9 protein-coding genes and 2 pseudogenes are annotated in these 5,833 nt (G+C 59.5%); 5 read left to right on the forward strand and 6 right to left on the reverse strand.

What is annotated here, in order from left to right; all coding sequences use genetic code 11:
* Together E8A46_RS26785 and E8A46_RS26790 are read left to right on the forward strand one after the other, a co-directional pair.
* Positions 1-227: pseudogene (locus E8A46_RS26785) on the forward strand (hypothetical protein); the annotation flags it as partial.
* A gap of 381 nt (positions 228-608) precedes the next feature.
* Positions 609-929: a hypothetical protein gene (locus E8A46_RS26790; protein ID WP_291567649.1), complete on the forward strand. Its 321-nt coding sequence runs from the start codon at positions 609-611 to the stop codon at positions 927-929.
* Between the two features lie 366 nt (positions 930-1,295).
* Here the strand turns inward: E8A46_RS26790 and E8A46_RS26795 are convergent, their stop codons facing one another.
* The 6 genes from E8A46_RS26795 to E8A46_RS26820 all read right to left on the reverse strand — a co-directional run bounded on the left by E8A46_RS26795 (position 1,296) and on the right by E8A46_RS26820 (position 4,131).
* Positions 1,296-1,745: a hypothetical protein gene (locus E8A46_RS26795; protein WP_291567650.1), complete on the reverse strand. Its 450-nt coding sequence runs from the start codon at positions 1,743-1,745 to the stop codon at positions 1,296-1,298.
* A gap of 133 nt (positions 1,746-1,878) precedes the next feature.
* A complete protein-coding gene (locus E8A46_RS26800) occupies positions 1,879-2,115 on the reverse strand; it encodes a hypothetical protein (RefSeq protein WP_291567652.1) in 237 nt (78 codons plus the stop codon).
* 12 nt (positions 2,116-2,127) lie between these two features.
* Positions 2,128-2,358, reverse strand: a complete 231-nt coding sequence (locus tag E8A46_RS26805; RefSeq protein ID WP_291567654.1) for a hypothetical protein — start codon at positions 2,356-2,358, stop codon at positions 2,128-2,130.
* A gap of 1 nt (position 2,359) precedes the next feature.
* On the reverse strand, positions 2,360-2,842 hold the full coding sequence (locus E8A46_RS26810) for a hypothetical protein (RefSeq protein ID WP_291567656.1): 483 nt from the start codon (positions 2,840-2,842) through the stop codon (positions 2,360-2,362).
* Positions 2,745-3,095, reverse strand: a complete 351-nt coding sequence (locus E8A46_RS26815; RefSeq protein WP_291567657.1) for a hypothetical protein — start codon at positions 3,093-3,095, stop codon at positions 2,745-2,747. The genes E8A46_RS26810 and E8A46_RS26815 overlap by 98 nt, the downstream gene beginning before the upstream one ends.
* 142 nt (positions 3,096-3,237) lie before the next feature.
* A complete protein-coding gene (locus tag E8A46_RS26820) occupies positions 3,238-4,131 on the reverse strand; it encodes a hypothetical protein (RefSeq protein WP_363252649.1) in 894 nt (297 codons plus the stop codon).
* Between E8A46_RS26820 and E8A46_RS26825 the strand changes: the two genes are divergently transcribed.
* The 3 genes and pseudogenes from E8A46_RS26825 to E8A46_RS26835 form a co-directional block, all read left to right on the forward strand.
* Positions 4,130-4,828: a hypothetical protein gene (locus E8A46_RS26825; RefSeq protein ID WP_291567659.1), complete on the forward strand. Its 699-nt coding sequence runs from the start codon at positions 4,130-4,132 to the stop codon at positions 4,826-4,828. The genes E8A46_RS26820 and E8A46_RS26825 overlap by 2 nt on opposite strands.
* A gap of 10 nt (positions 4,829-4,838) precedes the next feature.
* Positions 4,839-4,946: pseudogene (locus tag E8A46_RS26830) on the forward strand (nucleotidyl transferase AbiEii/AbiGii toxin family protein); the annotation flags it as partial.
* A gap of 597 nt (positions 4,947-5,543) precedes the next feature.
* A partial coding sequence (locus E8A46_RS26835; protein WP_291567661.1) for a flagellar hook-basal body complex protein occupies positions 5,544-5,833 on the forward strand: 290 nt, incomplete at its 3' end.

Consider the following 5,833-nt stretch of genomic DNA (forward strand, 5'->3'; position numbering starts at 1 on the left):
GAACGCTCCGCGACGCCGGCAATTATATTAGGAAGCTCTCCCAATCAGAGCGCGATACGCCGGAATGGCGACTGGCTATTCAGATGCTAATCGACGCGGCCGAGGATCGGGGACCGGTGCTGTTCGCGAGAATGGGTATCGAGCGGGCGGACGGCCAGCGGACGGCGCAAGCTGGCGCGCGATCGATGAACCGCCATCGAAGCGCTGATCGCCGGTTCCAGAATTAACCCGCAGCGCCGACATTCAGCTTAACAAGCGACTTTTGTTGCGGCGTCATCCCAAACTGCCATCATGACCTCGTGGGTCATCCCATCGAACGCGCGGTCCCACGGCGAAGCCGTCAGGCGATCCACCGCACTTGACGGCTTTGTTGTTGGGCTGAGTCCGAAACCAGCGTGAGGCCTATGGACAGTGCACAGCACTGCCGTGATCAAGCGGCAGAATGTATTCGATTGATGAATTTAGCGAAGAGCTCGGCTGAGGCCGAGGTTCTGAGAAATATCTCTTCTAGCTGGTCAAGACTTGCTGGCCAAATCGACCGATACGCCGCGGTCGTGCGCGACCGGGATCGCAATGTCCGGGAGTAAGGCCGCCACATAGAGTTCAAGATGATCCGCATCGAGCCGATGCCGTCGGGCAAAGCCGGGCCGTCACGCGCTCATCAAACGGATGAACTCGGCGGCGTGAACTTGGCGAACATCGCGGAGCTGTTCGGCTACTCGGATGACCCTTTCGCTGTGCTCTACCAACAACTCACGGGCGAGAGCGCGACCTGCTGCGAGATGCGATTGGATTTCGTCCGATACGAGGCCCTCGTGATGCGCTCGGATCAAGATTATCGCCATCAGGCGATCACGGTCGCCCGCGTTTTCAGGCAAAGGACTTTTGAACTCCCGTTCGGCCTCTACGCCAGCGGCGAGCGTCGCTAATTGATCTATCAAGGGTAGATGATCGGGCGGGGCGGTTTTTGTCCCACTACTGCCTGCACCTATCTCGCGGATGTATATGGTTTCCACGCGTAGGTTCAACGACCACGCGACCACTGCATGGCCTGCCTCGTGGAAAGCTAACCCACGCAGGTAGTCATCGGGGTAGATTTCCATGGCGGCCGTCCAGCAGTGGCGCGCCGTGAAGCCTACCACCAGATCAGCAGCGGTGCCTCTCCGGCGATCAACGACGAAGCACTATAAGGGGTTAAGTCTAGCACGGCCGCGCGCCAGTGACTCTCTCTAGAGGACTACCTACATTTACTAGCCCGTCCTATTCGTGAGAGTGCGGTTTTTTGGTTCGATCGTTTAGCGTTGTGTGTGCCGCGCCGTGGCGCTGCGAAAATGCGGTTCATCCCGTTTCATATATCGCGAGCGGCATTGTTCGAGCGCGGCTTCGTCATCGACCGCTATCAATTTGATGCCGAGGGCAGTCAATAGAGGCCCAAGCGACTGTAAACCAATGCGCCTCACATGCCTCAAACTGAGCAGCTTGCCAGCGTAACCGGACGGCAAGCCAGAAATAAAATCGATCGTTTCGCGACTCACCTGTAGCTCGTCGGCGCGCGCGCGAAGCACGATTATCAGATCGTCATAGTTGGTTATCTCGGCCGGGATGCCAGCTGGAATAACGGCCTGGATCGCGCGATGCGCCTTGGCGCGCCGCTGCGTCGTCTTGAACGTCCATTTTGATTCGCGCCGAAATGCGGTTGGCGCGATATCTTTGCGCTCAAGATCGCTCGCCGAAATGTCGGTCATTTCAAACCTTGCGGCCGGTTTCCAAAATCTGCGGGAACTTGCGCGCGTAATCGAGACGTTCCGCGTTTGTCATGCTCTTGAACTGTTCGTCGGTCGCACGCTGTCGTCGGCGGGGGCTGCGGTTCCTGGCATGTCAGCTTTCCCCCTTTGTCGGCATGTAAACCGAACCGCTGCGTTGTGCGGCCTCGTTCGCCGCATTGAGTTTCGGCGTCAGCGCGCCGTCGCTGTTGTCGGATCGCTTGACGGCGGTGGTCATGCCGTTGCTCACCATCGGTTTGCCGGTGATGCCAAGCATCCGGTCATCCTGGGGAAGCGGTTTGCCGACATAGACGGAAGGCTTTACGCACGCCGGTCCAAATTTGCTTGCCATGTCGGAGTCCTCCTATGCGGCCGTCGCGGCCGGGAATTTCAGCTTGAGAACCGCGGCGCGGATTCGCGCCAACTCGAGATCGTTGGGATTTGCCTGCAGGTCTGCCAGCGCGGCCCTGAATCCGATCAGTGCGTTGACGCGGCTTGCGGTGGAGTGCACCAGCGCGGAAAGGTCGCCTATCTCGGCTTCGCCGGCTGTGATCGCGGCTTCGATGTCGGCGGATAGCTGATCGGTGGTCGGCATGTCAGTTTCTCATTTCCGACCGACGCGGACGCGGGCTTCGATGGACCAATGTTGAACCTTCCGGCCGGTTCGGTGCGGATTCCAATTCGTTCGCCGTTTCGGGCCGGCCGTGGGATTCGCTGGTGTCGTCGTAATGGACGTCGCCGGCGCCGAACACGTCGCGCGCAAGCTGTGACCAGTTCGGCAGATCCTGCACGCGCTCGTCGATCGCCCCGCCGGAAAATTGGATTATCGCGCGTTTGAATTGGTTTTCCCGCTCGATGATGCTTTCCAGTATCGCCTTCGCCCCCGCTTCCTTGCGGTCAACGTCGGCCTTGCGCGCAAGGTATGCCCCGGCCTCGGCCGAAACGGCAGTCTCGAGCCTGGCGACTTCCGCCTCGCGCGCGTCAAGCTGGGCCGCGCGTTCCCGAAATGCCCGGTCGGCCGCGGTGCGCTCGTCCTTGATCCTGGTCGATCTCGGCGTGTCCCGCCTTGATCGCACCATCGAGCAGTTTGGTGCCCCGTTCGAGCAGTCCAAAAGATGCCTCTCTTGCCTTTTTGTGGCGTGCCGCCTCGGTCTCAAGGCGGTTCGCCAACACGGCCTCTGTAGTTTGTGTGGCCTTTTCGCACATCTCGCGCGTCATCTTGACTGCGGCATGCAGGGAGTTGAGCACCTGATCGCTGTCGTCATCCTTCAACATATGCCGTGCGATAGTTGCTTCATGGATCGAGGGTGACAGTGTTGCTTTGGGTGTCATGGTCGTCTCCTTCGGGTTTTTGAACTGCGGCTAAGCCTGACGGTGCATAATGACTTGGGAGTCTTGACTGCGACCTTCGGCCATTTGATCCGCGCGTCGCGATTATTTTTTGCGGGGTCGCGTCGTGGGTGTTGGATGTATTTCATCGAGCTCTCCCGTTGATGCGGATGATGCCGTTCTTCAGATTGAACTCGTGGGCCAATTTCTCGTCGCCAGTCAGCCACGGCATCGAGCCGATGCCTTTGCCGGGAATGCAGCCTTGATGTGGGCCGGGCTTCAAGGCGCTGCCCAATTGTCGTCGTTCCGTTGCAATCGGCTTCAAGGTGCGGGGATCGATCTCGATTCCTGCAACCCCACCCTCGGAGAGGGTGCCCATGCGGAGCCTTTGTTGCGGCACTGAACTTGAGACGAGAACGCCAGCCACGCAGTTAGCTACGTCGTCGTGAGAGCCGGGAGGATGAGAAATCTGATCGCGCCCGCTTCTGGCCGTGCGGCGTTCGAGGGTCGTCAATTGTGCGATCAGTTTCTTGTCATCTAGCAGTTCGACGCGACGGCTGTTGAGCAGCGGCAACAAGTCGCGATACAGATCGGAGGCAGGTCTGCCCGAAAGTTCGTATTGAATGCCGCATTTTCGGAATTGTTCGCGCGGCCACTCACCAGCGTAGTGATCGCCCGTCACTTTTGAGATGCGGTAGGTTTTCAGGAGGGCGGCAAATTCACCCACGACGCTTTCGGGAGAAAACGGTGGCTTCACTTCACGGATGCAATCGAGGAAAATACTGTCAGCGTCCTTGTGGGAAATTGCCAGCGTGAAGCTGTCGTTGCTGCCGCCAGACGGGTCGGTGAAGGCCGCATAGCGCAGGCCGGGACGTGGCTCGCGTTCGAACACGCCGTCAGTCACGCATGCTTCGACCACCTCGCGGTTGACAAACCCCTCGATGTCGGAGCGGAACAAAGCGCCAAATTCGGCGGCAGCATTCGCGGGGTCTTGTTCATAGGCGTCGTCAATGAATGACTGCGGAACAGTCGGGTTCATGACCCTCGGAGAAACCGGCGGCGATGCCGTGAGCATGTCCATGCATCTGGGTTACGCGATCGGCACCATCATATTCTTTGGCGTTTTTACGCTCGCGGTCGCAGCCCAGATCGCCGCAAAATCCTTTCACCCCTCCCTGTACTGGACCACGATTGTCGCGACCACGACGGTCGGAACAACAATGGCGGATTTCGCGGATCGCTCGATGGGAATCGGCTATGCCGGGGGCTCGACGATCCTCTTCCTGGCGCTGATGGCCTCGCTGGCTATCTGGCGCTGGTCCGAGGGTTCCGTTTCCGTCAACACGGTCGCCACGCCCAGGGTCGAGGTATTTTACTGGGTGACAATCCTATTCTCCCAGACGCTCGGCACGGCGCTCGGCGATTGGATGGCCGATACAAACGGTCTCGGCTACGAGGGCGGCGCGTTGGTCTTTGGCGCGGGTTTGGCACTCGTCGCCGCTGCGTATTTCTTCACGAATGCCTCCCGCGTTCTGCTGTTCTGGCTCGCTTTCATCCTCACGCGCCCCCTGGGAGCGACCCTTGGTGATCTTCTGGACAAGTCTCTCGCGGAGGGCGGGCTGGCGATCAGCCGGTTCTACGCCTCGGCGATTCTGGCCATCTTGATCGTCGCCCTGATTGTCCTGCTCCCGCAAAAAGCCGGTGCGCATCCAGGCGCACGCGAGCGCGACGCGTGAGGGACGTCGCCGGATGAAGGATTTCTACGACATCTGGATGTTGTCGCGCGCGTCTGAATTCAATGATGACCGGCTTGCACGCTCGAATGCTGCAACATTTGCACGGCGCAATACGTCGGCGAGGATTAGCTTGCGTGAACGTTTTTCGAAAAGCGCAGCGGCGCTCAGTAAAGCCATCATGAGACCGCCGCCTTTGGCTAACCACCACATGACCGTTGCTTCTAATCGTTCCTATCCTGATCGCCGAAACCCCGGTGGAGGCATCTGCTTGGCGCTATCGCGTTGCTGCCGCACCGGAAGTACACAAGGTCTATATGCCCCGCACCGCTCCAGACAGACGCATCCACGGCCACCGTGTCGGGATGGGCCCTAAGCGGAGCGGGCCTTATGTCGGTCAGCGGACTCACAATTGCGGCCTGGGCCTCGCAGTCGCCCCTGCTGCTACGCTCGACGTTTCTCAACGTCGAAGTTGAGTGGGCTTTGAGACCGCGCAATGTGGCGCTTTGGTGAGGAAGACGCCCGCGATTTATCGGACTCCGTCACGGCAAGAGTTGCCGAGCTAGGCAAATTTCGCCCTTTCGACTCTTGAATTTCGGACCTTGACCACTGAGTTCGTTGCGAAATGTTCTGGCACGATGATTGCGATGTCTCCTTCGATGACAGCCATGCATGGCAATGCCGGCTAGCCGCCCGGATCGAATGTGGAGACAACGTTATGGGTATCTTCGACGCGCTCAACACCGCGGTTGGCGGCCTGCAGGCTCAATCTTTCGCGTTGCAGAACATTTCCGGCAACATCGCGAACGCCTCGACCACCGGCTACAAGGGTATCAATACCACGTTCGAGGATCTGATCCCGGACTCCACCACGCCCAACAAGCAGGTCGCCGGCGGCGTGGCCGCGTTCGCCCAGGCTACCATCACCACCCAGGGCACCGTCACCGGCACGACGGTCGGCACCAACATGGCGATCAACGGCGACGGTTTCTTCTCGGTGCAGAAGCC

Source organism: Bradyrhizobium sp. (genome assembly GCF_004799445.1).
Lineage (GTDB): Bacteria > Pseudomonadota > Alphaproteobacteria > Rhizobiales > Xanthobacteraceae > Bradyrhizobium.

What these genes read in the sequence shown, in the direction of transcription:
- E8A46_RS26795 (WP_291567650.1), bottom strand. Translation starts at nt 1,745, where the DNA reads ATGACCGACATTTCGGCGAGCGATCTTGAGCGCAAAGATATCGCGCCA.
- E8A46_RS26805 (WP_291567654.1), bottom strand. Translation starts at nt 2,358, where the DNA reads ATGCCGACCACCGATCAGCTATCCGCCGACATCGAAGCCGCGATCACA.
- E8A46_RS26820 (WP_363252649.1), bottom strand. Translation starts at nt 4,131, where the DNA reads ATGAACCCGACTGTTCCGCAGTCATTCATTGACGACGCCTATGAACAA.
- E8A46_RS26790 (WP_291567649.1), top strand. Translation starts at nt 609, where the DNA reads ATGATCCGCATCGAGCCGATGCCGTCGGGCAAAGCCGGGCCGTCACGC.
- E8A46_RS26800 (WP_291567652.1), bottom strand. Translation starts at nt 2,115, where the DNA reads ATGGCAAGCAAATTTGGACCGGCGTGCGTAAAGCCTTCCGTCTATGTC.
- E8A46_RS26810 (WP_291567656.1), bottom strand. Translation starts at nt 2,842, where the DNA reads ATGGTGCGATCAAGGCGGGACACGCCGAGATCGACCAGGATCAAGGAC.
- E8A46_RS26815 (WP_291567657.1), bottom strand. Translation starts at nt 3,095, where the DNA reads ATGACACCCAAAGCAACACTGTCACCCTCGATCCATGAAGCAACTATC.
- E8A46_RS26825 (WP_291567659.1), top strand. Translation starts at nt 4,130, where the DNA reads ATGACCCTCGGAGAAACCGGCGGCGATGCCGTGAGCATGTCCATGCAT.